The sequence below is a fragment of the Methylobacterium sp. WL64 genome, from assembly GCF_008039945.1.
In the GTDB taxonomy this organism is placed as follows: Bacteria; Pseudomonadota; Alphaproteobacteria; order Rhizobiales; family Beijerinckiaceae; genus Methylobacterium.
The window spans coordinates 14,001-37,429 of the sequence record NZ_VRVA01000001.1 but is presented as its reverse complement, the minus strand read 5'-3'; the positions used below and the strand labels follow the sequence as shown (position 1 = coordinate 37,429).

General features: G+C 69.1%; 23 protein-coding genes. 10 read left to right on the top strand and 13 right to left on the bottom strand.

Annotated elements, in window-relative coordinates:
* Position 1: 1 nt before the first annotated feature.
* The 4 genes from FV242_RS00175 to FV242_RS00160 are packed head-to-tail and all read right to left on the bottom strand — an operon-like array spanning position 2 to position 4,051.
* Positions 2-1,105 carry an ABC transporter permease gene (locus FV242_RS00175; protein ID WP_187278293.1) on the bottom strand — a complete coding sequence of 368 codons (1,104 nt, stop codon included), beginning with the start codon at positions 1,103-1,105 and terminating at the stop codon, positions 2-4.
* Positions 1,102-2,025 carry an ABC transporter permease gene (locus FV242_RS00170; protein WP_147937515.1) on the bottom strand — a complete coding sequence of 308 codons (924 nt, stop codon included), beginning with the start codon at positions 2,023-2,025 and terminating at the stop codon, positions 1,102-1,104. The genes FV242_RS00175 and FV242_RS00170 overlap by 4 nt, the downstream gene beginning before the upstream one ends.
* Positions 2,022-3,611, bottom strand: coding sequence for a peptide ABC transporter substrate-binding protein (locus FV242_RS00165; RefSeq protein WP_147906895.1), 1,590 nt, complete (start codon positions 3,609-3,611; stop codon positions 2,022-2,024). Before FV242_RS00165 ends, FV242_RS00170 begins: the two co-directional genes overlap by 4 nt.
* Before the next feature lie 2 nt (positions 3,612-3,613).
* Positions 3,614-4,051, bottom strand: a complete 438-nt coding sequence (locus FV242_RS00160) for a heme-binding protein (protein WP_147906894.1) — start codon at positions 4,049-4,051, stop codon at positions 3,614-3,616.
* A gap of 211 nt (positions 4,052-4,262) precedes the next feature.
* Between FV242_RS00160 and FV242_RS00155 the strand changes: the two genes are divergently transcribed.
* A complete protein-coding gene (locus tag FV242_RS00155; protein ID WP_246692545.1) occupies positions 4,263-5,231 on the top strand; it encodes a hypothetical protein in 969 nt (322 codons plus the stop codon).
* Positions 5,232-5,287: 56 nt separating this feature from the next.
* Here FV242_RS00155 and FV242_RS00150 read toward each other — a convergent pair whose 3' ends face one another.
* Both FV242_RS00150 and FV242_RS00145 read right to left on the bottom strand, forming a co-directional pair.
* Positions 5,288-6,322, bottom strand: coding sequence for an alpha/beta fold hydrolase (locus tag FV242_RS00150; RefSeq protein WP_147937514.1), 1,035 nt, complete (start codon positions 6,320-6,322; stop codon positions 5,288-5,290).
* Positions 6,323-6,396: 74 nt separating this feature from the next.
* Positions 6,397-7,461, bottom strand: a complete 1,065-nt coding sequence (locus FV242_RS00145; protein WP_147937513.1) for a WcbI family polysaccharide biosynthesis putative acetyltransferase — start codon at positions 7,459-7,461, stop codon at positions 6,397-6,399.
* Positions 7,462-7,655: 194 nt separating this feature from the next.
* Here FV242_RS00145 and FV242_RS00140 point away from each other — a divergent pair, with 194 nt between their 5' ends.
* The 3 genes from FV242_RS00140 to FV242_RS36250 all read left to right on the top strand — a co-directional run bounded on the left by FV242_RS00140 (position 7,656) and on the right by FV242_RS36250 (position 10,782).
* Positions 7,656-8,987, top strand: a complete 1,332-nt coding sequence (locus FV242_RS00140; RefSeq protein WP_147937512.1) for an MFS transporter — start codon at positions 7,656-7,658, stop codon at positions 8,985-8,987.
* Positions 8,988-9,727: 740 nt separating this feature from the next.
* On the top strand, positions 9,728-10,348 hold the full coding sequence (locus tag FV242_RS00135) for a hypothetical protein (protein ID WP_147937511.1): 621 nt from the start codon (positions 9,728-9,730) through the stop codon (positions 10,346-10,348).
* A 254-nt stretch (positions 10,349-10,602) separates the two neighbouring features.
* On the top strand, positions 10,603-10,782 hold the full coding sequence (locus tag FV242_RS36250) for a hypothetical protein (RefSeq protein WP_187278292.1): 180 nt from the start codon (positions 10,603-10,605) through the stop codon (positions 10,780-10,782).
* 245 nt (positions 10,783-11,027) lie between these two features.
* Here FV242_RS36250 and FV242_RS00125 read toward each other — a convergent pair whose 3' ends face one another.
* Positions 11,028-12,893, bottom strand: a complete 1,866-nt coding sequence (locus tag FV242_RS00125) for an ABC-F family ATP-binding cassette domain-containing protein (RefSeq protein WP_147937510.1) — start codon at positions 12,891-12,893, stop codon at positions 11,028-11,030.
* Positions 12,894-13,212: 319 nt separating this feature from the next.
* Here FV242_RS00125 and FV242_RS00120 point away from each other — a divergent pair, with 319 nt between their 5' ends.
* A complete protein-coding gene (locus tag FV242_RS00120) occupies positions 13,213-14,280 on the top strand; it encodes an HD-GYP domain-containing protein (protein WP_147937509.1) in 1,068 nt (355 codons plus the stop codon).
* A gap of 9 nt (positions 14,281-14,289) precedes the next feature.
* Here the strand turns inward: FV242_RS00120 and lpxC are convergent, their stop codons facing one another.
* A complete protein-coding gene (lpxC, locus tag FV242_RS00115; protein WP_147937508.1) occupies positions 14,290-15,201 on the bottom strand; it encodes a UDP-3-O-acyl-N-acetylglucosamine deacetylase in 912 nt (303 codons plus the stop codon).
* Between the two features lie 246 nt (positions 15,202-15,447).
* Between lpxC and FV242_RS00110 the strand changes: the two genes are divergently transcribed.
* The 5 genes from FV242_RS00110 (at position 15,448) to FV242_RS00090 (ending at position 19,292) form a co-directional block, all read left to right on the top strand.
* Positions 15,448-16,134 (top strand): Crp/Fnr family transcriptional regulator, encoded by a 687-nt coding sequence (locus tag FV242_RS00110; RefSeq protein ID WP_147857045.1) that lies wholly within the window; start codon positions 15,448-15,450, stop codon positions 16,132-16,134.
* 4 nt (positions 16,135-16,138) lie between these two features.
* Complete coding sequence (locus FV242_RS00105) at positions 16,139-17,194, top strand: ABC transporter ATP-binding protein (protein ID WP_147937507.1); 1,056 nt, start codon at positions 16,139-16,141, stop codon at positions 17,192-17,194.
* Positions 17,195-17,246: 52 nt separating this feature from the next.
* Positions 17,247-18,164: an ABC transporter permease gene (locus FV242_RS00100; protein ID WP_147937506.1), complete on the top strand. Its 918-nt coding sequence runs from the start codon at positions 17,247-17,249 to the stop codon at positions 18,162-18,164.
* Entirely contained in the window at positions 18,161-18,934 is a 774-nt protein-coding gene (locus tag FV242_RS00095) for an ABC transporter permease (protein ID WP_147906884.1), read from the top strand. The genes FV242_RS00100 and FV242_RS00095 overlap by 4 nt, the downstream gene beginning before the upstream one ends.
* Positions 18,935-19,067: 133 nt before the next feature.
* The gene (locus tag FV242_RS00090) at positions 19,068-19,292 is read left to right on the top strand and encodes a hypothetical protein (protein WP_147906883.1); all 225 of its coding nucleotides are present in this window, start codon (positions 19,068-19,070) and stop codon (positions 19,290-19,292) included.
* Positions 19,293-19,312: 20 nt separating this feature from the next.
* Here the strand turns inward: FV242_RS00090 and ureG are convergent, their stop codons facing one another.
* The 5 genes from ureG to ureC are packed head-to-tail and all read right to left on the bottom strand — an operon-like array spanning position 19,313 to position 23,427.
* Entirely contained in the window at positions 19,313-19,930 is a 618-nt protein-coding gene (ureG, locus tag FV242_RS00085) for an urease accessory protein UreG (protein WP_147906882.1), read from the bottom strand.
* A gap of 9 nt (positions 19,931-19,939) precedes the next feature.
* On the bottom strand, positions 19,940-20,629 hold the full coding sequence (locus FV242_RS00080) for an urease accessory protein UreF (protein ID WP_147937635.1): 690 nt from the start codon (positions 20,627-20,629) through the stop codon (positions 19,940-19,942).
* Complete coding sequence (locus tag FV242_RS00075; protein ID WP_147906881.1) at positions 20,616-21,152, bottom strand: urease accessory protein UreE; 537 nt, start codon at positions 21,150-21,152, stop codon at positions 20,616-20,618. Before FV242_RS00075 ends, FV242_RS00080 begins: the two co-directional genes overlap by 14 nt.
* A gap of 34 nt (positions 21,153-21,186) precedes the next feature.
* On the bottom strand, positions 21,187-21,666 hold the full coding sequence (locus FV242_RS00070) for a DUF29 domain-containing protein (RefSeq protein ID WP_147906880.1): 480 nt from the start codon (positions 21,664-21,666) through the stop codon (positions 21,187-21,189).
* Positions 21,667-21,699: 33 nt separating this feature from the next.
* Complete coding sequence (gene ureC, locus FV242_RS00065) at positions 21,700-23,427, bottom strand: urease subunit alpha (RefSeq protein ID WP_147937505.1); 1,728 nt, start codon at positions 23,425-23,427, stop codon at positions 21,700-21,702.
* Positions 23,428-23,429: the final 2 nt, after the last annotated feature.

The window sequence follows — 23,429 nt, the reverse complement described above, 5'->3', positions numbered from 1 at the left end:
GTCAATCGCTGCGCGGGTCGACGGCGTCGGCCAGGCCGTCGCCCAGGAGCGTCAAGGCGACCAGGGTGGCGATCAGGAAGGCGGCCGGACCGGCCAGCATGTGGGGGGCCGACTCGATCGCCCGGGCGCCCTCGGCGATCAGCACGCCCCAGCTCGTCTGCGGCTCCTGAACGCCCAGCCCGAGGAACGACAGGAAGCTCTCAAGCAGGATCACCTGCGGCACCAGCAGGGTCGCCGCCACGGCTACCGGGCCGAACGTGTTCGGCACGATGTGGCGCAGGATGATCCGGGGCGTGCCGAGGCCGAGGGCGCGGGCGGCGCGGACGAAGTCGCGCTCGCGCAGCGACAGGGTCTGCGCCCGGACGATCCGGGCCATGTCGAGCCATTCCACCGCGCCGATGGCCACCAGCATCAGCGTCAGGCTCGCCCGGAAGAACACCAGCAGGAGGATGACGAAGAACACGAACGGCAAGGCGTAGAGCACGTCCACCAGTCGCATCATCACGGCGTCGACGGCGCCGCCGACGAAGCCGGCGGTCGCGCCGTAGCCGACGCCGATGAGCAGCGCGACCAGGGTGGCGGTGAGCCCGATCAGGAGGGAGACCCGGCCGGCGACGAGGCAGCGGGTGAGCAGGTCGCGGCCATGCACATCGGTGCCGAGGGGGAAGTACAGGCGCCGCACCGGCACGCGCACGATCAGACGCGTCCCATCCTGCGAACCGTCGACGACCCGCGGCTCTCCGAACAGGTCGGAGCGCGGCAGGTAGACGAGGCTGCGCCGGTCGAATGCGGTCTCCGAACCCAGCGTCAGGCGTACTGTGTCACCGTCGCGGGCCACGTCGTCGAGGCGGGCCCGCATCCGGAAGGCGAGGCGTTCGAGGGCCGGGCGCAGATGCTCGGCATCCGGCTGCGCCCTCAGGCCGGCCGGAAGCTGGCGCAGGTCTGGATAGGCCCGTACCGGATCGTGCCCGGTCAGCGCCGGGCCGAACAGGCAGGCCAGCGCGGTCAGGACGAGCACGGCCAGGGAGGCCATCGCCACCCGTTCGCGGCCGAGCCGGAGCAGCATGCGCGCCGCAGGCCCGGTGGTGATGCCCCCGGTGCTCATGCCAACCGCCGCAGGCGCGGATCGAGCCAGGCACAGGCGAGGTCGGCGATCAGGTTCAGGGCGATGACCAGCACCGCGACCACCAGGACAGTGCCCATCACCAGCGTGTAATCGCGGTTGAGTGCCCCCTCCACGAAGTAGCGGCCGATGCCGGGCAGGCCGAAGATGGTCTCGACCACCACGGATCCGGTGAGCAGGGCCGCCGCCAGCGGGGCCAGGTAGGCGACCACCGGCAGGAGCGCCCCGCGCAGCGCATGCCGGGTGATGCGAACGGGCGGCAGGCCGAGGCTCTGCATGGTCCGCACCGGTTGGGTGCGCAGCACCTCGCCGAGCGAGGCGCGGGTCAGGCGTGCCAGCGCGCCCACCTGCGGCAGCGCGAGGGTCACCACCGGCAGGATCAGGTGGCTCGGCGCGCCGCCCTCCCAGCCGCTCAGCGGCAGCCAGCGCAAGGTCAGCCCGAACACGATCTGCAGGAGCGGCGCCACCACGAAGCTCGGCAGCGACAGCGACAGCGCCGCGCCGAGGCCGAGCAGCCGGTCCAGCGCGCCGCCGCGCCGGAGCGCCGCCACGGTTCCGAGCCCGATCCCCAGGCAGGCCGCAAGCGACAGGGCCAGGGCTCCGAGGGTCGCCGAGATCGGCAGCCCCCGGGCGATCAGGTCGCGCACGCTTTGGTCGCGGAACGAGAAGGACGGGCCGAGATCGCCCCGCGCCAGGGCCGCCAGGTACCCGCCGAACTGCACGATCAGCGGCCGGTCCAGGCCGTAGACCCGCCGCAGGTTGTCCATGGCGGCCGGCGCCAGCGGACGCTCGAGGTCGAACGGCCCTCCGGGCGCCAGCCGCATCAGGAAGAAGCTCACGGCCACCACCGCGAACAGCGTCGGCACCGACTGCGCGAGGCGGCGCAGGATGAAGCGGATCACGCGTCGAGCCTCATGAAGCGGGTCGGTGCGGCGTTGCGCAGGTTCGGGACGTACCCGTGCAGCCGCGGTGCGATCAGCGCCTTCGAGCGATAATGCATCAGCGGGATCCAGGGGAGCTCGCGCAGCGCGATGGACTCGGCATCGCAGAGCAGCTCGGCCCGGCGGGCGAGGTCGCGTTCGGCGGCCGCGCTGGTCAGGAGCGCGTCGTAGGCCGCGTCCGACCAGCGGCCGGCGTTCAACCCATCGTTGCCGCTCTGGAGCAGAAACAGGAAATTCTGCGGATCGGAATAGTCGGCAATCCAAGAATAGCGGGCGACGTCGAAGCTGCCGCCGTCGCGCAGATACGCGAAATGCGTCTTGGCGTCGGTGTAGACAAACCGTGTCTCGATCCCGAGGTCGCGCCACATCTCGGCCACCGCCACCGCGGTGTTGCGGTTGTTGTCGCTGACGTTGAACCGGTACTCCACGGTGAGCGGCCGCCCCGGCCCGAAACCGGCCTCGTCGAGCAGGCGGCGCGCCTGCGCCTCGTGGTCGATCGGCAGGCCCAGGCGCCCCGCGGTCTCGGGCGGCGTCCGGTAATTGTCGATGCCCGGCGGGCACAGGGAATAGGCGGGGCTCATGGTGCCGCCGTAGAGCCCGTCGGCGAGATATTCCCGGTCGATGAGCAGCGACAGCGCCTGGCGGACCCGCCGGTCCGAGAACGGCGCCTTGTGGGTGTTGACCACCAGGGCTTCGAGCCCGAGCGACGGACCGAGGACCACCTGGGCGCCGAAGCGGCGGCGCAGGTCGGCGATCTGGTCGGCCGGGAGCTGGGACAGCGAGTCGAGTTCCCCCGCCGTGTAGCGGCGCACCGCGCTCGACAAGTCCGGCGTCGGCAGGAAGGCGACGCGCCGGATCGCGATCGCGCGGGCTTCGGGATGGTGCGGATTGACCTCGAGGGTGATCGCCCCGCCCGGCACCCGGTCGACCAGCCGGTAGGGGCCGTTGGTCACGAAGTTGCCCGGGCGGGTGAACGCATCGCCGTAGCGCTCGATCGACGCGCGGTGCACCGGCAGGGCGGTCTGATGGGTCAGGAGCTCGAGGACATACGGCGTCGGCTGTTCGAGGGCGATCCTGAGCCGGAGAGGCCCTTCCGCCGCGACCCCGAGGGTGTCGCCGGCTGCATCGCCGCGGTTCACCGCCGCCGCCCCGCGGATCGGAAACAGGATCTCGGCGTATTTCGCCCCCGTGGGCGGCGCCAGGATGCGGCGGAACGCATAGACGAAATCGTCCGCGGTGACGGGGTCGCCGTTCGACCATCGTCCGTCCGGACGCAGCTCGAAGTGTAAGATGAGTCCGTCATCGGAGACGGTCCAGGATCGGGCGGCGCCCGGGATGATGGCCCCGTGATTGTCGTAGGTCAGGAGGCCGTCGAACAGGTCGCGCAGGATATGCGCCTCCGCCACCGTGGACGACCGGTGCGGATCGAGGGTCTCGGGATCGGCGTCGTTGCCGCGGCGATAGAGGCCGGGTTCGCCGGCGTGGGCGACCCGCGCCACCGCGAGGGCCGCGACGCCGGCCAGCCACGCGCGCCGGCGGATCGCCATCCTCAGGCGCCGGTCTCGGGCACCAGGCCGGCGGCTTCGATCGCCGCCACCGCGCAGATTTCGTCGTTGTCGGACGTGTCGCCCGAGATGCCCACCGCGCCGAGCAGCCGCCCCTCGCGGGAGCGGATCAGCACGCCGCCCGGCACCGGGACGAGCGCGGCCGGGCCGGCGACGTGGCTCACGGCGGCGACGAAATAGGGCTGCGCCTCGGCCCGCGCATGGATCGCCCGGGATCCGAGCCCCAGCGCCAGGGCGCCGTTGGCCTTCCCACAGGCGATCTCGGCCCGGCGCAGCGACGTGCCGTCCTCGACAGACACCGATTTGAGCGCGCCCCGGTCATCGTACACCACCACCGCCATCGGTTTTAGCCCACGGGTCCGGGCTTCGCGCAGGGCGGTATCCACGATGCTGCGGGCGGCCTCGAGCGTCAGGTCGATCATCGGAATCCAAGGGCTGTCGCCGCTCCGGGCGGCGGTCCGATCCTTACCGGATCGATCGGGGACCGGTCCACCACAACGCCAGCCTGGTCGTCTCAGCCGGCGCGCTCGACGGCTTGTCTCCTGAACGGCCCGGGTGTTTCCGCTTGTTTCCGGCGCCGTCGGGCGGCATGTGTCGGCGTGCCGGCAGGCGCTCTTGGAGGATGGCCTAACTTTGTCTCAGGCAGGCGCGCGCGGTATCGCGGTTGGGCGGGACGGCTGGCTGTTCTGGGTCGGCCGCTCGGACGAACTGGTGGAACTGTACACCGATTCCGCTGTGACACGGCGCCTGCTGCGCCGGTGGGTGCAGCTGGTCGTCGGCCGCGTCCACCGGGCGGAATCCCTGGGCGCAACCTACGTCCAAGCGATCGTGCCCGAGAAGATCGCTATCCATGCCGACACGCTCGACCGGCCGTTCCCGGGCCTGGCCGATCCGCCCGGCGCGCGGCTCGGCCGGCTCCTGGCGACGCAGACGCGGGCGGACCTGGTCGATCTCTACGAGCCCCTGCGGGCGGCGCGCGCCGAGGAACCGGTCTATCTCCGCACCGATACGCACTGGAACCATCGCGGCTACATCGCGGCCTACCGGGCGCTGTGCGAAGCGCTCGCGGTCGCGCCGGCGCCGCACGTGCTCGACGCCACCGGCCAACCCGCGCGCTTCGTGTTCGATCTCGGCGGCAAGCTCAAGCCGTCGGTGGACGAGGCCTATTTCGCCCACGAATTCCCCCGGCGGGCCCAGCGCAGCGAGGCCAACGCCCTGGTGCATCTGCGCGAGACCGGACGGGTCGCAGGCCGGGGCGGCTTCTTCGTCGGATCGCGCGCGGTGATGCGTAATCTCGAGGCCGCCGATCCGCGGCGGATCGTGCTGTTCGGCGATTCCTACGTGTTCGATCAGGGGCCGCGCCTCACCGCGATGCTGGCCGAGAGCTTTCGCGAGGTTCACGCGATCTGGTCCGCCGAGATCGACTGGGCCTACGTCGCCGCCGTGAAGCCCGACCTCGTGGTCTACGAGATCGCCGAGCGCTTCCTCCGGCGCGTGCCGACCGACCGCTTTTCAGTCGACGCGTTCGCGGAGCGGCGGGTCCGGCGCGAGTTGAATCCCACCGTGCTCGACCGGCTGCGCACCCTTCTGCGCCTGCGCTGACGCGCAGAACGCCGCCCGACGCGTATCCCGCCAGCCCCGCAGGTGACGCGATCGCATCACGCCGGGGGCGATGCCGGCGCCCAGGTAAGGTTCTCCAGGAAAGTGTCGAAGTCGGCGATCATGTCGTCCGGCCGCTCGAAATGCGGGAAGGCGCCGGTCGGCAGGGTGAGGACGCGCCAGTTCGGCCGGCCCGCGACCCGCGGCGCCAGCCGGTAATCGACGAAGTCGCCGCGCCGCCCGTGGGCCATCCAGACCGGATGGCGCAACGTCTCGTAGAGACGCGTCGTGTCGGTCGGGAACAGGTGGCCTGCGATGAAGCAATACGGGGCGTGCTCGGCACCCGGCTGGTGGGCCGAGGCGTAATCATACGCGAACAGACCCTCGTCGATGTCCTTCGAGCCGAACGTCTTCTGCAGGAAGAAGCGCATGCTCGGCCGGGAGGCCAGCGCGTCGAACAGGGGCCGGCCGAGGGGCGGCCGATCCAGCAGGTCGCGCAGTCGGTCGCGTCCCCGATGGCCGTCCGGAGGTCCGTCGCCGGAGAGTCGCGCATCGAACCCGGTGGGGCTGATCAGGCCGAGGCTGCGGTAATCCTCCGGCCGCTCGACAGCCGCGCGGGCGAGGTAGGAGCAGGACAACGACAGCGCCATCGCGTCGATGGCGCCAACGGAATGCCGTTGCCGGATCTCGGCGACGGCCGCACGGATCGCTTCCACCATCAGGCGGGGCGTGTAGAGGCGGCGCGATCGCTCGGAGAATCCGAAGCCCGGCAGATCCAGGGCGTAGACCGGGCGGGTCTGGCGGTAATGCAGGTAGAGCGGACGGACCTCGTAGGCGTTCGCGGCCGCGTTGATGGAGTGGATCAGCAGGAGCGGCACGCCGTCCCGGTCGGTCGTCCCATACAGCGAGAGCGCGCCGGCGCGATCCGTCGCGAGCATCTCGTGCCGGCCGGGCAGGGCCGGCGGCAGGTCCATGTGGCGGTCGACGGCGAACCGGCTCCAGCCGACGAGCCCGGCGGCCGAGCCGAGACCGGTCAGGATGGCCGCGATCCCGAAGCGACCGGCGCGTGTCTTCTTACGAGGCTGCCGGCTCATCGGGGCTCCAGAACCTCGGTCGGCCCCGACCCGGACGGTGCCAGTGCCGGGAAAGGGGAGACAGTGCCGTCGTATCAGGATGCGTGGCCGGCGAGGCTGTTCGACGCCAACGCCGGGGAACGTCCGGAGGGGCGGATCGGGCTGATGTCCCGGCCCGAGGCCTCGCGGAAGAAGTCCACCGTCGCCGGATCGTTGCGCCAGTCCTGGACGCGCCGCGAGATCAGGGCCTCGCGCGGGCGCTTGTCGTAGTTCGCGTAGGCCGCCGCCACAAATTCCGGCCGCGTCATCGTGCGGGCGGGGCCCGAGCGGCGCGTCTCGGCCTTGAAGAAGAGCGCGCTGCCGGGAATGCCGTAATGCGCGCCAATCTCGGGATAGACGGGCCAGCTGCCCTGGCCCCCGAGGTCGTCGGGCACGAAGGCGTCCAGGTCGCATTCGGGGTAGGCGACGCCGGATTTGGTCAGCAGCCCGCGGGCGAGGTCGGCGACCACGTAGAGCTTGGTGTGGTTGATCGAGTGCATGAAGCAGCCGCGGCGCGCCCACCGCGTCAGGTGCGTATCGAGATCGTACTGCGCCTGGGCGCCGAGGCCACGCAGGTAGGCGACCGACTCGTTCCAGAGATCGAAATAGCCCAGCCGCTCGAAGACCGGCTCGGCAAATAGGCGCAACGCCTGCGCCTGCGAGAAGCCGGCCAGATAGGCGTAGAGCGTGATCGCCGAATGCGAATGCCCCATCGGCCCGGAGATCAGGCCGTTGAGCGAGACGGCATCCTGCACGCCGACATGGATCAGATCCGGATGGTAGGCGCCGAACACGATGGTGGGGATCAGCCGGACCTTCGGGTGTGTCCGAAACCGGTCGATCGTGCCGCCGTCCTTGAACCGGGGCAGGTAGATGCTGGAATAGACGTGATCGTAGCCGTCGGCATGCGCCATCAGGTCCACGAGCTTCGGGAAGCGCCGGGTGACCGTGAAGGCCGAGACGAAATCGACCTGGGCGTCGGGCAGCAGGAAACGCAGCACCTTGGCCATGGAGCCGGCCTGGCAGACTCCGACCACAAGGATGCGAGGCGAGCCCGTCCGCTTCTTCCCGATCTGCGCAAGCCGGTGCCGCGCGCGCCAAAGGCTATCCACCGTCAACATGCCGCTTCTCTCGCATGTCCGCAGGCCGTGGGCAAACCGCACCGACGGCCCGGAGGCGGCTATTGGCGCGTATCGCAACCGGCAAGCAACACCGGAGGGCAGACTATGACAGTGGCGCGAAGTTGTCGTGCCTCAGGACTGGTGGCGGGGCCGTGCCTGATCCAAGCCGAGCCGACAGAGCCGGGAGGATTAAGATGGCGCCGACAAACGTGCCGGAACCCGTTTCGGATATCGAGCGGGCGACCCTGCGCAAGATCACCTGGCGGATCCTGCCGTTCCTGATGCTCGCCTACTTCATCGCGTTCGTGGACCGGGTGAATGCCGGCTTCGCGGCGCTGCAGATGAACCACGATATCGGCTTGTCCGCGGCGCAGTTCGGATTGGGCGGCGGCCTGTTCTACGTGTCCTACGTGCTGTGCGAAGTGCCGAGCAACCTTGCCATGGAGCGGTTCGGCGCTCGGATCTGGATCGCCCGGATCATGATCACCTGGGGGCTGGTTTCGGCGGCCATGGCGTTCGTCGTCGGGCCCACTTCGTTCTACGCGGTCCGCCTGCTGCTGGGCGCCGCCGAGGCCGGCTTCTTTCCCGGGGTGATCCTGTACCTCACCTACTGGTTTCCCCGCGCCTATCGGGGGCGGATCGTGGCCGTGTTCATGGTGGCGATCCCGATCTCGAGCTTCCTCGGCTCACCCATCTCGGCCTCGATCCTCAACACCGACGGGATGCTGGGCTATCGCGGCTGGCAGTGGCTGTTCATCCTCGAGGCGATCCCGGCGGTGCTGCTGGGGATCATCGCATTCGCGGTCCTGCCCGACGGACCCGGCACGGCGCGGTGGCTCACGCCGCAGCAGAGCGCATGGCTGCAGGATCGGCTGGCAGCCGAGCGCGCCTCCGTGGTCGCGGGCGAGGCGGCGCCGGCCCGGCATCTCTCGGTCTGGCAGGTGATGCGCAACCGCTACGTGCTTGCCGCCTCGCTAATTTATGCGGGCGCCTCCGGGGCCAGCCAGTGCCTGTCGCTCTGGCAGCCACAGATCATCAAGTCGTTCGGGCTGACGAACCTGGAGACGGGCCTGCTGAATTCGATCCCGTTCGGCATCGCCTCGGTGCTGATGATCCTGTGGGGCCGGTCCTCCGACAGGCGGCGGGAGCGGGTCTGGCACACGGCAATCCCGCTGGGCCTGCTGGCGCTGAGCCTCGCCGCCTCGATCGCGACCACGCAGCTGCTGCCGACGATCCTGATCCTGTGCCTCGCGGTGACGGCGACCTACATGGTGAAGGGGCCGTTCTGGGCGCTCTCCACCGAATGGCTGTCGGCCGGAGCGGCGGCGGCCGGCATCGCGCAGATCAACGCGATCGGCAATATCGGCGGGTTCATCGGCACATACCTGCTCGGTGTGATCAAGGATGCGACCGGCAGCTACCCGCTCGGCCTGTTGCCCCTCGTGGTGCTGTCGGGATCAGGCTGCCTGCTTGTCGTGGGCCTCGGCCGAGGCCGGCAGCGGGGCGTTGCGCCGGCGCGGGCGTGATCGGGCGTACCGGCCGGCATCGATTCGCTATCGGATGCACTTCGGCGGGCGGATGACACCGTTTCGCGGTCGATTCGCCCGCCTGCGTAGCCGTATCGATGGCACAGTTGTGAAATTCGTGTGTCGGCCCGCGGTCTCGTCACGAGGCCGGGACGCGCCCTGAATTTTGCAAGACGATCAATATCGCGCGACCCGCCGATCTATAGCGCGTCTGAGGTGCATGATCGTATGACGGGAAAGAATATCGGTGCGGCGTAGCTGCAAATACCTGCCCGTGCCGCACAGCGGACTCGCCTGTTGACACGGCAATGCTCGCCCGTTCTTATTCTTGTGCCTGAGGCATGACGCTTCAGCGGTACCCTTCCACGGCGATGATCGCTTTCGGAAGGTTTACGCGAGTTGCTCGCGCACCAGGATATTCAAAGTCGATAGCGCTCAATCGATTGAAATTTTGATCGCGCTTAACAGTCTATATGACCCAAAAGGTCAGGTCTGATTGGTGTCCGAGATTATTCTTGAAGCCAAGAAACGACGCTGCCAGCCCACAAGCTGGCAGCGTCGCCAGCTAGGCGACAACGACGATCGAACTCTTGGGGCGGAATCGAGCCCTTCGAAGTCAAGTAAACCGCCGTCTGAGCAGCGCGCCGAAGTGATAAGCGCTCAGACTTCAGAAACCGGATGGAGTTTTTGAGAACATCCTTTGTCAGCCGGTGTCCAGCTTAACACACGGAGTTCGTAAGATGTTCGCTGTCAGCCCCGTTGCGTCTGCCTCTGGCGCCGCGCTGAGGCCGCAGCTGGTCGATGAGCCGGAGCGGATCGCGTCCGTGATGGCAAACCAACTTGCGAAGCCGGTGGCGTTCGATCCGAGGACGACTTACGCGCTCACGGCCGACGCGGTCCTGTCGCTGGTCCGGGCGCGCCAACCCGCTTCGGACGCCACCGTACCAACAACCCAGCTTGCGCAATCTCCGAAGACGGATGGGCCGGAGAACGCGCCTCAGCCGCAGCGCACGGGCGATACGCGCGCGGCGGCGACGGTGCGCAGCGACGTCGATACCGGATCACAGCGTTCGGGTGATGCTGTCCCGACGGCGACCGCGCTGGATCGGTCAATCGCCGAGAGCAAGGCAGTCCGGCAAGCCGAAGATGCCGCGAAGTGGGATGCTTACATCTACAGTATCACGCATATCGATAGCAGCATCACGGCTGCAATCAGTTTTTACCTCATGTGCAACGACGTTCATTACCAGAGTTTCAAAGCCGAGCATCCCAGTACGGATGTCCGTTGGATCAATGTCGACAACAAAAAGATCGTTTCGCTCTGGCCGAAGGTGACGGATCAGTGGTTTTCGCCACGCTGAAGCCGCTGTCCTGGGCGTGTGGCTGCGTAGTCGAACAGCTGCCGACGTTGCGTTCCGCCAACGATCCGGTTTCGGCCGTCTGACCTGAATCAGACCGCAGCGGTCCTCCATGGAACCGCCACGATCATCGCAGCGACAGGTTGGTCCGTAGATGCGCCGCGAACGGCTGGGTCAGCGCCGTCGTGTGGCGTTCGTCGAGGCGGATCACTCGAGCATTTCCCGATCACGCTGCGATCGGGAACAGCTCTAAGTCCTTGATCGAACGCGTTCGCTTACGCCGACCCGACCTGTACTCCGGCGGCAAGCGCTTCAGGCCGATCGTCGGCATGGGCGGCAATCCGGTCACGGTACAGCAGCTTTTCGCCTGTATCGGCGACCCACGCGGGCGCGGCCTGCTTCAGGAGGCGGCGTGCTCCGCATCGCGCCAGCGTTGACAGTGTCGGAGGCAAGGATTGATCGCGGCGTGAATATTTTGGAGCGTGCCCTCGAAGCCGCGGTCTGAAGCGCTCAGGAACGGGATCCCGAAGGGCAAGCCCTTTGGCAGGGTTCGGGGGCGGAGCCCCTGAGGCATCGGGCCAAGCCCACCGCCAGGGCTCCGTACTGAACCCGCAAAAGATCGAAGCCCTTTTGAAACCGGAACTTTCGTGGTCGGCCTGGAAGACGTTGGGGAGCGAGGGGCTCACGCCGCCTCGATCTCCTCGCTGACCATCAGCCACTCCTCCTCGGCGGCGGCGAGGGCGTCCGCCGCGTCCGAGCGCATCTTGGCGATCTCTCCCGCCTTGGCCGCGTTCTCCCGGAAGGCCGTGCCGTCCTCGAGAGCGGCGTCGATCTTCTGGATCGCTGCCGTGAGCTTGGCCATCCGCGCCTCGATCCCTTCGAGCCGCTTGCGCAGCGGCGCGAGGGCCGCGCGGCGCTCCACCCCGGCGCGGCGCGCCTCGGCCTTCTGACCGCCCGCGGGCTCGACCTCGCGTGTGTCCTCACGCTCCGGGCCGGACAGGACGAACCGGCGGTAATCGTCCATGTCACCGTCGAAGGTCTTCACGGTGCCGTCGGCCACCAGCCAGAGGCGATCCGCGCAGGCCTCGACCAGGAAGCGGTCGTGGCTCACCAGAATGACCGCGCCCTCGTAGTCGTTGATCGCCTCGACTAGGGCCTGGCGACTCTCGATGTCGAGGTGGTTGGTCGGCTCGTCAAGGATCAGCAGGTGCGGACCGTGGAAGGCCGCGAGCCCCATCAACAGCCGCGCCTTCTCGCCGCCGGAGAGTTTTTCCACCGGCGTGTCGGCCTTGTTGGCGCCGAAGCCGAGCCGGGCGGTGGCCGAGCGCACCTTCGCCTCCGGCACATCCGGCATCAATGTCCGCACATGCGCGTAGGCGCTTTCGGCCGGGCGCAACTCGTCGAGCTGGTGCTGCGCGAAATACGCCACCTCCATCTTGGACGACCGCCGCATCTCCCCGGCGATGGCCCCGAGCCGGCCGCCGATCAGCTTGCAGAAGGTCGACTTGCCGTTGCCGTTGGCCCCGAGCAGCGCCACGCGGTCGTCGGGCGCGAGGTTGAGGTCGAGGCCGCTGAGCACGACGCGGTCGCCGTAGCCGGCCTTGACCCGCTCCATGGAGACGATCGGGGGTGAGAGTGGCTTTTCCGGGCTCGGCAGGTGGATCACCGGCACGTCGTCCTCGATCAGGGCGGCGATCGGCTCCATTTTGGCCAGCCGCTTCACCCGGGATTGTGCCTGCCGGGCCTTGGTCGCCTTCGCCTTGAACCGGTCGATGAAGCTCTGCAGATGCGCGCGCTCGGCATCCTGCTTCACCTTGGCCTTGGCGAGCAGCATGCGCTTCTCGGAGAGCTGCTTGGCGAAGCTGGTGTATCCGCCGCGGTAGATCGTCAGCTTGCCGCGGTCGAGATGCAGGATGTGGTCGACGCTGGTGTCCAGCAGGTCGCGGTCGTGGCTGATGATGATCGCGGTGCGCGGATAGCGCTCCAGGTAGTCGTAGAGCCAAAGCGTTCCCTCGATGTCCAGGTAGTTGGTCGGCTCGTCGAGGAGCAGCAGGTCGGGTTCCGAGAACAGGACGGCGGCGAGCGCCACGCGCATCCGCCAGCCGCCTGAGAAGTCCGCGCAGGGCCGCGCCTGGGCGGCCGCGTCGAAGCCGAGCCCGTGCAGGATCGCGGCGGCACGTGCCGGCGCCGAATGCGCGCCGATATCGACCAAGCGGGTTTCGATCTCGGCCCGGCGCAGGCCGTCGGCATGCTCGGCTTCCGCCATCAATTGGGCCCGCTCGGTGTCGGCGGCCAGCACCACCGCGTGCAGCGTCTCCGGGCCGGCCGGCGCCTCCTGGGCGACCGCGCCGATGCGCATGCCCCTGGGCAGGGAAACCGATTTCGCGTCCACCGGCAGGTCGCCGAGGATCGCCTTGAACAGCGTGGTCTTGCCGGCGCCGTTGCGCCCGACGAGACCCACGCGCGCGCCCTCGGGAATCGAGAAGTTCGCGGAATCGAGGATCAGGCGATCGCCGATGCGGTAGGTGAGGTCATGGACGCGCAGCATGGCGGCGTTCTGGCGGTCTAGACGCGGGAGGGCAAGCGCCCTGACGGTGCCGCCGCGCCCCGGCGGCGAAGGCGAGCCGACGCAGGGCACCAGCGTCGATCGCCGTGAGCGATCGCGAAATCCGTAGAAGCCGCTTTAACGGAATCGCATGACTCTCCGATGATTGTGCGAAATCTCTTCGGTGACTGTGCAGCATCCGTCGTTCGAACCGATCAACGTATGTTTTTAGGCGGTAATACCGTCGCGGGCCCGGGGCCTGGCGTCGGATGCTGGTCGACCGGGGTGTGCGCCAGTTGGGCGCCGTGATGGGAGAGGTGTTTTGGGTCGCACCGTGATCCTGACTGATGATCTCGGCCGCGGCGAGCGCCTGGCGCGCAATCTGGGCGGCGGTCCGAGCCTTGTTCTCCACGATCTGTACGGCGATGCGGAGCCGCCCCGGGGGGCGGACCTGGTGATCAGCGATGTCAGCGCGCTGACCTCCGACGCCGTGCTTCGCCTGCGCCGGACGCTGGCCGTCGCGCGTGATAAGGCCACGCCGTTCCTCGCGCTGATCCACGGCAATCTCGGGCGCGGCGAGATCCAGGCGACCGCCCTCGGGGCCACGCGGATCCTCCCGGCCTCCGCGGCCAACGCCTTGCTGGCCACCGCCGTCGCGGCTTTGAGCTCGGCCGGACGCGGCCCCGATGACGGCGTCGCGCTGCGTCGCTGCGCCGACGAGGCGCGGTCCGCCTTCCGGGCGATCTTCCGGGCTGACACGACGCCTGCGGCTGCCATCGTCGATGCCGGCACCACCGTCATCGTCCGGGCGATCCGTGAGGCGAAGGTCCGCGACTGGCTGAACGTGGTGGCCGGTTTCGACGACGTGACCCATCGGCACTGCCTGACGGTCGCCGGCCTGGCCGCGGCCTTCGCGCAGAGCCTGGGCCTCAACGAAACGGATACACATCACCTGACCAAGGGCGCGCTGCTGCACGATATCGGCAAGGCGCGGATCCCCCTCTCGATCCTGAACAAGCCCGCCCCGCTCAATGCGGCGGAACGGCTGGAGATGGATCGGCATCCGGCCATTGGCTACGACATGCTGGCGGATGGCGGCTACGATGCCGGGACGCTGGCCGTGGTCCGCTCGCATCACGAATATCTCGACGGCTCCGGCTACCCGGACGGGCTTCGGGCGCAGGAGATCCCCGATCTCGTCCGCCTGATCACGATCTGCGATATCTTCGCGGCGTTGATCGAGGCCCGCCCCTACAAGGCGCCGAAGCCGATCCGGGAGGCCTACGCGATCCTGGGGACGTTGGGCCCCAAGCTCGATGCGGACCTGCTGCGCGCGTTCCGCCAGGTGGTGGTCGCGTGCGACCAGACGACCTTGCGCGCCTCGGCCTGAGGCGCGCCGTCAGACCAGCTCCCAGGCCGTGCGCTCGCGCATCAGTGCCCGGACCAGCGCGTGGTTCAACTCGTGGCCGGTGTGGAACGCCGAGACATGGCCCTCCACCGGGTGCCCCGCCAACATCAGGTCCCCGATCAGGTCCAGGATCCGGTGGCGCACCGGCTCCTCCGGAACGCGCATCCCGCCGATGACGCGCCCCCGCCAGAGGAGTGCCGCCGAGCGGGCCGAGACGCCCTGCAGGAAATCCTCGCCGACGGCGTAGCCGTAGGCGCGCCCTGCCATGGCGCGAACGTACCGGCCGAAGCTGCGCGCGGGCGCGATCTCCTGCACGAAGCGTTCCGGCGTGATGGCGCCGGACCAGTCGAGCGAGCCGAAATGGGCGAGCGAGACGTGGCCGGTGACGTGCAATCCCGGGCCCGACCCGATCTGGATCAGGCGCCGTCCGTCTTCGACCGTGACCGTCCGGCGCATCCGCAGCACCCGGCAGGGGGCGGGCTGCTCGGTCCGGCCCACGTCCCGGATCGCCGCGCACCAGGGCGTCGCGCTCCCGTCGAAGATCGGCAGTTCGTCGGCGTCGATCTCGACCAGCACGTTGTCGATCCTGAGGGCGTGCAGGGAAGCCATCAGGTGCTCGATCGTACGCACGAGCACCCCGTCCCGCCGGATCGCCGAAGAGAGCGGCTGCGATTCCCGGAACTGCCACAGGGCCGGCACATCGACGGCCTCCCCCGTGTTCAGGTGGCGGCGGAAGACGATGCCATGTCCTGCAGGCGCCGGGCAGACGCGAACCGTCGCATGGCGGCCGGAATGCAAGCTGTGCCCGGAGCGCTCGAACGCATCGGTCAATGTCGCCTGCAGCCGGACGATCGGGCTGACCGGTCCGGCGAAGGAATGGGCGATGTCGAACGTCTGGTGCATTGCGAATCGTCTGGCGCCGAGGCGCGGGAAATTATCCCTCTCCACCGATTCCCGCTAATAAACTCCTGTTCAGCCAAGCGCGGCTTGACCGGCCCGCGCGTGACCGTCACCATCGATTTCGCCTCATCGCTGGCGCGCGGCCGGGTCGGCGCGCCGCTCCAAGATGCGGGCTGCTTCCGTCCCCACAGTTGCTGGTCGGCACCCGTCAGGACAGGGACGGAGGCTGGGGCCGAAGGGACAGGATCGATGGCGCGGTTGGGGACGATACCCTTCTTCAAGGATCCGGGCATCGAGCTCGGTCCGTTCGAGACCCGCTGCCACTGGCGCCGCTTCGACGAGAACGAGGTTCTGGTCGATTTCGACGACATATCCACCGACGTCTACTTCATCGCCACGGGCGAGGTCCGCATCCTGAACCGGACCCAATCCGGCAAGGAGGTGATCCTCGGCGAGATGCGCGGCGGGGCCTTCTTCGGCGAACTCGCCGCCATCGACGGGATCGGCCGCTCGGCCAACGTGACGGCGCTGACCCGCGGCGAGGTCTGCGTGGTGCCGGCCGCGGTGTTCCGCCAGATGGTGTTCGCCTCCGAGGCGATCGCCGACCGGCTGTTCCGGCTGCTGGCCAAGCGCGTGCGCGAACTCAACACCCGGCTCATGGAGCACGCGCTCCTGGACCTGAAGCACCGGCTCTACGCCGAGCTGCTGCGCCTCTCGGTCCCGCGGTCGGGCACCTCCGGCGAGCGGGTCGTGTCGCCGCCGCCCTACCACCACGTGCTGGCCGCCCGGATCGGCTGCCGCCGCGAGCAGGTCACACGAGAGTTCACCGCGATGGCGGCCGAGGGCCTCGTCGACCGCACCCGCGGCGCCCTTGTGCTGCGACGGCCCGATCTCCTCGAAGCGCGCGTGGCCGAGGCGCTGCGCGAGGATTCCTGACGCTTTGGCCGACGCACCGGCGCTGCGCCTGCGGCTGGAGGATCTCACCAAGCGCTTCGGCAGCCACCTCGCCGTCGATGCGGTGAACCTGGCGCTTGAGCCCGGGGAGTTCTTCTGCCTGCTCGGGCCGTCCGGATGCGGGAAGAGCACCCTCCTGCGCATGATCGCGGGCTTCGAGATCCCGAGTTCCGGCCATGTCCGGCTCGGCGAGCAGGACCTCACGGCGCTGCCTCCGCACCGGCGGCCGGTGAACATGATGTTCCAGTCCTACGCGCTGTTCCCGCACATGAGCGTGGCCGGCAATGTGGGCTACGGACTGAAGGGACTGGGCCGGGCCGCCGCTACGGCTCGCGTCACGGAGCTGCTGCGTCTCGTGCGCCTCGACGGCTTCGGGGATCGCCGCCCGGATACGCTGTCGGGCGGGCAGCGCCAGCGGGTCGCGCTCGCCCGGGCGCTCGCCCGCGAGCCCAAGCTGCTTCTCCTCGACGAGCCCCTCGGTGCCCTCGACCGCGGCCTGCGCGAGGAGACCCAGGCCGAGTTGCGCGCCGTGCAGCGCCGGCTCGGTACGGCGTTCATGGTGGTGACCCACGACCCCGAGGAGGCAATGATGCTCTCCGATCGCGTCGGCGTGATGGAGAATGGACGGCTCGCTCAGGTTGGGACGCCCGCCGAGCTGTACCGCCGCCCGGCCAGCCGCTTCGTGGCGGGCCTGCTCGGCGACGTGAATCTCATCCCCGGCCGGCTGGGACCGGCCGAGCCCGGCGACACGCGTGCGGTGGACACCGCCTACGGGCCGGTCCGCGCCGCTGCGACTTTGCTGCCCGAGGGCGCCTCGGTCGTCATCGCGGTGCGCCCGGAAGACCTCATCCTCGGCGCCGAGGGCCTACCGGTGACGATCGCCGACGCGCTCTTTCTCGGCGACCGCCTGCGGCGCACCCTGCGCCTCCCCGATGGCACCCTGCTTCGGTCGAGCGGCAGGCCGGGTGGGCACACCGAACCCCTGGGCGCCGACACCCGCGCGGGGTTCGCCCCCCGCGACGCGGTGATCCTGCCGGCATGATCCGCGCTGCGACGAACCGGGCCCGCACGGCTGCGACCCGGGAGCGGCGGCCTTGAGGGTGAAGGGGTCCGGAAAGCGTCTGTTCGACCGGCTCGTGCGCCTGCCGCCGCTGCTGTGGCTGTCGGCGTTCTTCCTGCTGCCCGTCGCCATCACCCTCAAGATCAGCCTGTCGGAGCCGGCCACCGCGATCCCGCCCTACCTGCCGGTCTTCGATTGGCAGGGCGGTATCGAAGGCTGGTCGTCCTTCCTCGAAGCCCTGAACCTCGACAATTACGCCACGCTCGCCGCCGACACGCTCTACCGCGATGCCGCCCTCGGCTCGCTCGCCTACGCCGCGGCGTCCAGCCTGATCCTCGTCGCCCTCGGCACGCCGCTCGCCTACGCGCTGGCCCGGGCACCCGCGCGCTGGCAGCCCCTCCTCGTCGCCCTGGTGGTGGTGCCGTTCTGGACGAGTTTTTTGATCCGGATCTACGCCTGGATCGCGATCCTCAAGCCCGAGGGGCTGCTGAACCTGATCCTGCTTCGCCTCGGCCTGATCTCCGAGCCGCTGATCATCCTGAACACCGATGCCGCCATTCTGATCGGTCTCGTCTACGCCTACCTGCCGTTCATGGTGCTGCCGCTCTACGCGGTGATGAATCGGCTCGATCCCGCGCTGCGCGAGGCGGCGGCGGACCTCGGCGCGTCGCCGGCCCGGGTGTTCTGGTCGGTGACGCTGCCGCTCAGCCTGCCGGGGATCGCGGCCGGGGCCGGGCTCTGCTTCATCCCGATGGTCGGCGAGTTCGTAATTCCGGATCTCCTGGGCGGCTCGGAGACCCTGATGCTCGGTCGGGTGCTGTGGAGCGAGTTCTTCTCGAACCGCGACTGGCCGCTCGCGTCGGCCGTGGCGGTGCTGATCCTCGCCATCGTCATCGTTCCCGTGGTGCTGTTCCGCGACAGCCTGCGCACCGGCGGGGAGGGCCGTCCGTGACCTGGGTGACCCGCACGGCGCTGACGATCGGGCTTATGTTCCTGTACGCGCCGATCCTGGTGCTGATCGCCTACTCGTTCAACGCCTCGAATCTGGTGACGGTCTGGGGTGGATTCTCGATGCGATGGTACGGCGCGCTCCTGGCGGATGCGCCGCTGATGGCGGCGGCGTGGGTCTCCCTTCGGGTCGCGCTGCTCACGAGCGTGATCGCGACCATCTTGGGGACCCTCGCGGCCTTGGCCCTCGAACGCCACGGCCGCTTCCGCGGGCGGGCGCTGTTCACCGGTCTGATCTTCGGGCCGATGGTGATGCCGGAGGTAATGATCGGCCTGTCGCTCCTGCTGATGTTCATCGGCATCGGCGTCGACCGGGGCATCGCCACCATCGTGATCGCGCACGCGACCTTCTGCACCGGCTTCGTCGCCGTCGTGGTGGCGGCGCGGTTGCGCGGCCTCGACCGTGGGCTCGAAGAGGCGGCTGCCGATCTCGGCGCGAGTCCGTCGCGGGTGTTCCTCACGATCACGCTGCCGCTGCTCGCGCCCGCCGTGCTGGCCGGCGCGTTGCTCGCCTTCACGCTCTCGCTCGACGACCTCGTGATCGCGAGCTTCGTGTCGGGCCCGGGCTCGACCACGCTGCCGATGCGGCTGTACGGCCAGGTCCGGCTGGGGGTGAATCCCGAGATCAACGCCGCCTCGACGCTCCTCGTCGTACTGGTCAGCACGTTCGTCCTGCTGGCCTCCTGGCTGACCGTGAGACGTACGCGTGCCTGAGCGCCGGTTCATCCCGCGCCGGACCGACCCGGCCACGCGCGACGTGCGCCCGCGCACGCAGGCGCGCGACCGTGAACCGTACGATCCCAGGGAGTGGGCTGCTGATGCGGCCGTTCCCCAAGGGACTACCGTCATGATCCGTGCGCTGACAACGATCTCCCTGGCCGCTGTCCTCCTGGCACCGGCGGCGCAGGCCCGACCGATCCGCGCGCAGGTGCAGCCGTCGGCCAGCCCCGCCGTCAAGGCGCGCCAAGCTGCGCTGAAGGATTTCGACGCCCGGATGAGCCGCCTCGATTCCCTGATGGGCCTGTCGCCCCGGGCGGCCCCACGCTCGCGCTCGGCGGAGGCCGGGCGCTAGTACGCGCAACGTCGGAAGGGCTAACGGCCGAGGCCGCCGGCCTCCTCGATGAAGCGCGCGACGGCATCCGCCCCATCGCCACCGCGCAGGGATGCGAACACGTAGGGGCGGGCGCCGCGCATCCGCTTCGTGTCGGCCTCCATCACCGACAGGTCCGCGCCGACCAGTGGCGCGAGATCGGTCTTGTTGACGATCAGCAGGTCCGACCGGGTGATGCCGGGACCGCCCTTGCGGGGAATCTTCTCCCCGCCGGCCACGTCGATCACATAGAGCGTGATGTCGGCGAGTTCCGGTGAGAACGTCGCCGCGAGGTTGTCGCCGCCGGACTCGATCAGCACCAGGTCGAGCTTCGGGAAACGCCGACTCATCTCGGCGACCGCGGCGAGGTTGATCGAGGCATCCTCGCGGATCGCCGTATGCGGGCAGCCGCCGGTCTCGACGCCCAGGATCCGCTCCTCCGGCAGCGCCCCGGCCACGGTCAGGATCCGGGCATCCTCCTTTGTGTAGATGTCGTTGGTGATCGCGCAGATCTCGTAGCGGTCGCGGAAGCGCTTGCAGAGCTGCTCCATCAGCGCGGTCTTGCCCGAGCCCACGGGGCCGCCGATGCCGACGCGGAGTGGGCCGTTCGAGGAGGTCATGCTGCGTTCTCAGGATCGGAAGATGCGGGAATACTGGGTCTCGTGCCGGAACGAGCCGAGATCGAGCCGGATGGTGGCAGACCCGATCGCGTCGAGATCCGCGTCGTGCGCCGCCTCCGCGAGCCGGACCAGGAGGGGCGCGAGCGCCGCGACCACCCGCGTGCCGGCGGCCTGACCGACCGGGGCCGCACGCAAGGCCGCCGACACGAGGTTCTGGACGAAGGCGAGGGCGTAGGCCGCGAGCATCGGCGGCAGCGCCATGCCGTGCGCCCCCGCGGCCGCGCCGACCGCGACGGGATAGGCGACCGGTCCCGGAAGACGTCCGGCCAACGCCGAGAGCCGTTCGCAGGACCAGGCGCCCAAAGTCGCGTCGAGGAAGCTGCGACCCTGCTGGCTCGTCTCCAGGTGCAACTCGCGCGACGGTGCCAGGGCCAGAGCGAGATCGTTGATCGCGGCGATCCCGTCCGGCCCGGCCGCGACTGCCGCCCGTTGGGCGTGGGCCGCGAGGATCAGGTCGTTGCGCAGGGCGCCGTACGCGCACACGTCCGCGAGCCACGCGGCGAGGCTCGGCTCGTCATGCACGTCGCCGGTCTCGGCGGCCCATTCCAGGCCGTGCGAATACGCGTAGGCCCCGACCGGATAGCCGGGCGACAGCCACGCCATCAGCCGGAGCGCCTCCAGCGTCTCAGCCATCGGCATGGTGGTGATGGTGCGGGCCGTGCCCATCGCCGTGCGCACCCCCATGGTCGTGCGCTTGCCCATGACCGTGCGCATGGCTGTGCGCTTGCCCACCGGAGTAGGCTCCTCCCTCCGGCCGGAACGGGCGCTCCACGGGTTCGGCGGTCCCGCCGAGCCCCCGGATCATGTCGGCGAGCACATGATCGTCGGCGATCCACACGGCGTCGGCCCCGATCTCGGCCGGGATATGCCGGTTGCCGATGTGCCAGATCAGCCGCCTCAGGGCGTGCTCGCTGGCGGCGCGGATCTCCAGCAGGCACTCGGGCGCGGCCTCGACCCAGATCAGGCGGCCATCCTCGAGCACGAGGGCATCGCCGTCGTCCAGCACGACCGCCTCCGGCAGGTCGAGCAGAAACCGCATGCCCCCCTCTCCCCGCATGCCGACGCGGCGGCGATGGCGCGCGCCGGAATCGAGGACCACCCGGTCGACGATCTCGCCCCCGGACAGGTGCTCGCGGCGGAGGATTCGGGTGGCGCGGATCATTCTTGGGACGGTCTCTCGTTTGATCTCGGCGCCGTCATACGACATCGTCTTCAGGGATGCCCGGATAGAAGGAGAGATCGAGTATCTGCTCGACCGAGTACGGGCAGATCTTCGGAAACGTCTTCTCCGGCAGGCGCGTTTCGCTGGACGCGCCAAGCGTGGCGATGCGATAAGCGCTCTGCATCACACGCTCGGGCCAGGATCGCAGGCTCGGACTCGTATCCACCAGACCGTCGATCCGGATCCTTTGCCCCACGATGGTGGTGCGCCAACCGTATTTCCGCTTTTCCGGCTGAAACTCCCATTTCAGCAGGTGGAGAAGAAGCACGGCGAGACGGCTGCGGATCTCGGATTTCTGCGACCCGCCCAAGCTCTCGATCTCCTCGGCAAGGTTCAGCCTATCGATCTCCGACACTCGACCGGCCCGAAGGAGCGCCGACTGCTGCTCGGTCCAGAGACAGAGATCGGTTTCATAGAGATCCGATTCGGGCGTCTTCAGCGCGGCCTTCGCCATGTCCGGCCTCCTGTTCGTTCGCGCCACGATAGCTCAGAACAGGAAGTAGCGCTGCGCCATCGGCAGCACCTCGGCGGGCTCGCAGACCAGGAGTTCGCCGTCGGCCCGCACGTCGTAGGTCTCGGGATCGACCTCGATCATTGGCGTGGCATCGTTGAGCACCATGCTCTTCTTGGAGATGCCGCCGCGGACGTTCTCCACGGCGACCAGCTGCTTCTGCACCCCGAGCCGCTCCCGCAAGCCATCCTCCACCGCCGCCCGGGACACGAAGGTCAGCGCGGTCGCGTAGGGCACCCGGCCGTAGGCCCCGAACATCGGGCGGTAATGCACCGGCTGGGGCGTCGGGATCGAGGCGTTCGGGTCGCCCATCGGGGCGGCCGCGATGCTGCCGCCCTTCAGCACGAGATCGGGTTTCACGCCGAAGAAGGCGGGTGTCCAGAGCACGAGGTCGGCGAGCTTGCCGGGCTCCACCGAGCCGATATGCTTCGAAACGCCGTGCGCGATCGCCGGGTTGATCGTATATTTCGCGACGTAGCGCCGGGCGCGTAAGTTATCGGTGCCGGAGGCGTCCCCCGCGAGTGCGCCGCGCTGGCGCTTCATCTTGTCGGCGGTCTGCCAGGTGCGGATCACGACCTCGCCGACCCGGCCCATGGCCTGGCTGTCCGACGACATCATCGAGAGCGCGCCGATATCGTGCAGGATGTCCTCGGCCGCGATCGTCTCGCGCCGGATCCGGCTCTCGGCGAAGGCGAGGTCCTCCGGGATCGACGGGTCGAGGTGGTGGCAGACCATGAGCATGTCGAGATGCTCGTCGATGGTGTTGCGGGTGTAGGGCCGCGTCGGGTTGGTCGAGGACGGCAGCACGTTGGGCAGCCCCGCGACCTTGATGATGTCGGGCGCGTGTCCCCCGCCCGCCCCCTCGGTGTGGAACGCGTGGATCGTGCGGCCCTTGAACGCCGCGATCGTGTCCTCCACGAAGCCCGACTCGTTGAGCGTGTCGGTGTGGATCATGACCTGGATGTCGTGGGCGTCCGCCACCGATAGGCAGGTGTCGATCGCCGCCGGGGTCGTGCCCCAATCCTCATGGAGCTTCAGCGCGCAGGCCCCCGCCCGGACCATCTCGACGAGGCTCTCCGGCCGCGAGGCGTTGCCCTTGCCCGCGAACGCCAGGTTCATCGGGAAGCTGTCGGCCGCCTCGATCATCCGGGCGATGTGCCAGGGCCCCGGCGTGCAGGTGGTGGCGAAGGTCCCGTGCGCCGGCCCGGTACCCCCGCCCAGCATCGTGGTCACCCCCGAGCACAGGGCCTCTTCGATCTGCTGCGGGCAGATGAAGTGGATGTGGCTGTCGAACCCGCCGGCCGTGAGGATCTTGCCCTCGCCGGCGATCACCTCCGTGCCGGGCCCGACGATGATGTCGATGCCGGGCTGCACGTCGGGGTTGCCGGCCTTGCCGAGCTTGAAGATACGGCCGCGCACGATGCCGACATCGCATTTCACGATGCCCCAATGGTCCAGCACCACCGCGTTGGTGATCACCGTATCGACGGCGCCCGCCGCGTTGGTGACCTGGCTCTGGCCCATCCCGTCGCGGATCACCTTACCGCCGCCGAACTTCACCTCCTCGCCGTAGGTGGTGAAATCGCGCTCGACCGTAATCTCGAGGGACGTATCGGCCAGCCGGATGCGGTCGCCCGTGGTCGGGCCGAACATGTCGGCGTAGGCGGCCCGGGGGAGGGCGGCGGGTTTGGGCATGTTGGCCATGG

What these genes read in the sequence shown, in the direction of transcription:
- FV242_RS00150 (WP_147937514.1), bottom strand. Translation starts at nt 6,322, where the DNA reads ATGAGCCGGCAGCCTCGTAAGAAGACACGCGCCGGTCGCTTCGGGATC.
- lpxC (WP_147937508.1), bottom strand. Translation starts at nt 15,201, where the DNA reads ATGCACCAGACGTTCGACATCGCCCATTCCTTCGCCGGACCGGTCAGC.
- FV242_RS00110 (WP_147857045.1), top strand. Translation starts at nt 15,448, where the DNA reads ATGGCGCGGTTGGGGACGATACCCTTCTTCAAGGATCCGGGCATCGAG.
- FV242_RS00125 (WP_147937510.1), bottom strand. Translation starts at nt 12,893, where the DNA reads ATGCTGCGCGTCCATGACCTCACCTACCGCATCGGCGATCGCCTGATC.
- FV242_RS00070 (WP_147906880.1), bottom strand. Translation starts at nt 21,666, where the DNA reads ATGGCGAAGGCCGCGCTGAAGACGCCCGAATCGGATCTCTATGAAACC.
- FV242_RS00175 (WP_187278293.1), bottom strand. Translation starts at nt 1,105, where the DNA reads ATGAGCACCGGGGGCATCACCACCGGGCCTGCGGCGCGCATGCTGCTC.
- FV242_RS00145 (WP_147937513.1), bottom strand. Translation starts at nt 7,461, where the DNA reads ATGTTGACGGTGGATAGCCTTTGGCGCGCGCGGCACCGGCTTGCGCAG.
- ureG (WP_147906882.1), bottom strand. Translation starts at nt 19,930, where the DNA reads ATGACCTCCTCGAACGGCCCACTCCGCGTCGGCATCGGCGGCCCCGTG.
- FV242_RS00160 (WP_147906894.1), bottom strand. Translation starts at nt 4,051, where the DNA reads ATGATCGACCTGACGCTCGAGGCCGCCCGCAGCATCGTGGATACCGCC.
- FV242_RS00165 (WP_147906895.1), bottom strand. Translation starts at nt 3,611, where the DNA reads ATGGCGATCCGCCGGCGCGCGTGGCTGGCCGGCGTCGCGGCCCTCGCG.
- ureC (WP_147937505.1), bottom strand. Translation starts at nt 23,427, where the DNA reads ATGGCCAACATGCCCAAACCCGCCGCCCTCCCCCGGGCCGCCTACGCC.
- FV242_RS00075 (WP_147906881.1), bottom strand. Translation starts at nt 21,152, where the DNA reads ATGATCCGCGCCACCCGAATCCTCCGCCGCGAGCACCTGTCCGGGGGC.
- FV242_RS00080 (WP_147937635.1), bottom strand. Translation starts at nt 20,629, where the DNA reads ATGCCGATGGCTGAGACGCTGGAGGCGCTCCGGCTGATGGCGTGGCTG.
- FV242_RS00090 (WP_147906883.1), top strand. Translation starts at nt 19,068, where the DNA reads ATGATCCGTGCGCTGACAACGATCTCCCTGGCCGCTGTCCTCCTGGCA.
- FV242_RS00135 (WP_147937511.1), top strand. Translation starts at nt 9,728, where the DNA reads ATGTTCGCTGTCAGCCCCGTTGCGTCTGCCTCTGGCGCCGCGCTGAGG.
- FV242_RS00140 (WP_147937512.1), top strand. Translation starts at nt 7,656, where the DNA reads ATGGCGCCGACAAACGTGCCGGAACCCGTTTCGGATATCGAGCGGGCG.